The organism is Salegentibacter sp., assembly GCF_041642575.1.
Taxonomy (GTDB): domain Bacteria; phylum Bacteroidota; class Bacteroidia; order Flavobacteriales; family Flavobacteriaceae; genus Salegentibacter.
Genome location: NZ_JBEPWD010000076.1, coordinates 1 through 1,661 on the forward strand (window position 1 = coordinate 1; position 1,661 = coordinate 1,661).

Genomic DNA, 1,661 nt, shown 5'->3' on the forward strand with positions numbered 1-1,661 from the left:
CTACTGGTCCAAATTCCTTTATTTATAGGGAAATAAATATCCCACAAGAGACCTATCCCAATAAACACAACCCCTGCGACGGCCAGTTTCCAAACCGTCCTCAGATTATTTCCCCATTTCTGAATAAAAACTCCGGCGGCATATCCAAAAATAACATTCACGATAGCCGGCAGGGTACTTAAGAGCCCTTCAGGATCAAATGGGATTCCAAATCCTTTCCAAAGGTTCTCTTCCGGAAAGATCATCCTGTCAAATTTAAGGGCTGCATTCGTTTTAAGCCCGTAAGGATCGGGAGCATCGCCAAAAAACCACATAATGCCCCAGTAACCAAGGAGGATTATCGCACCTATGATCAGGGATTTTTTCAGCTTAAAATAATGAATAATCAGCGAGGCGAATAAATAACAAAGCGCGATGCGTTGCAGCACACCCATAATACGCATATTGCTTAGATCTTTTAATACAAGTTCCCCTCCGGATCGGTACACAAAGGGAAAGGCGCTTAGGAACAAGCCGATCACGAAAATCAGGAGGCTCCGTTTAAAAACTTTCCTGAGAAAATGTTGCTCTGAAACCGTTTCATACTTTTTAAGGCTAAAGCTCATCGCGTTTCCTACTACAAAAAGAAAAGCAGGAAAAACCAGGTCGGTTGGCGTAAAACCATGCCATGCGGCGTGCCGGAAAGGCGCATAAATATGAGACCAGCTTCCCGGGGTGTTTACCAGGATCATTAGAGCGATGGTCATTCCGCGCAGAATATCCAGTGCAAAATAGCGGTGGGATTTTCCAGGGACTACTACAGCATTAAGAATCATAATTTTAACTTTTATTTCACAAACCCAGCCTCATCTTTCTAAATTCAGTCTACATTTCATTCCCTAAAAATATAAATTTCATTTAAATAAATAATCTTTTGTAAAAAAATTAAAAAAGTATTTCTCAGGAGATTTTTTTTATCTATTTTTAATTTTGAATTAGGGACTTCCTTTCAAAAAGAATTTAAATTTAGCGTCAGTTCTTTAATTCAAACCAAACAAAAAACCACAAATGCCAAAAAAACTACAGGATTTTCTCATAGAGGAAGAAAAACTTTCCCATATCAGCAATGTAGAGCGCAAAAAATATCTGCAAAAGCTAAAAATCGTAAAACATCTTTTTTTAAACGGACATACCTCCAATGCTGAAATATGCAGTAGGTTTAATGTGAGCTTACCAACCTCTATGTCTCTTTTAAATCAAATGATGGAGGATGGGATTGTATCCAAAACCGGCAGGGGAAAATCTGAAGGTGGACGAAAACCGGATCTTTATGGGATGCAGGAGCATTCCTTTTTTGTGCTTAGCATCCACATTGAACGCTTCAGAATAAAACTGGCAATAATAGACAACAACCATAGCATTGTTAAGGAAAGCACCTTAACCAGCGAAATCTCCCCCGATTCCAATATCGTGGATCTCCTATTTGAGCAGTCTCAAAATCTGCTTAAATCGGCTAAAATAGAAATGAGCGACCTCATGGGAGTAGGCATTAGCATGCCCGGCCTTGTTTCTGCTGAAGCCGGTAAAAACTTCACCTATTATTTAAGTGAACAGGAACCCGAGTCTTTAAAGGAAAAGTTTGAAAAGAAATTCCGGCAACCGGTAGTGATTTTAAACGATGC

Annotated in this window: 2 protein-coding genes; one reads left to right on the forward strand and one right to left on the reverse strand. The window is 39.5% G+C overall.

What is annotated here, in order from left to right:
• Nucleotides 1-815, reverse strand: an 815-nt coding sequence (locus ACESK1_RS10355; RefSeq protein WP_372920110.1) for an acyltransferase family protein, incomplete at its 3' end; no start/stop codon positions are given.
• 232 nt (nt 816-1,047) lie between these two features.
• Between ACESK1_RS10355 and ACESK1_RS10360 the strand changes: the two genes are divergently transcribed.
• Nucleotides 1,048-1,661, forward strand: a 614-nt coding sequence (locus tag ACESK1_RS10360) for an ROK family protein (RefSeq protein ID WP_372920111.1), incomplete at its 3' end; no start/stop codon positions are given.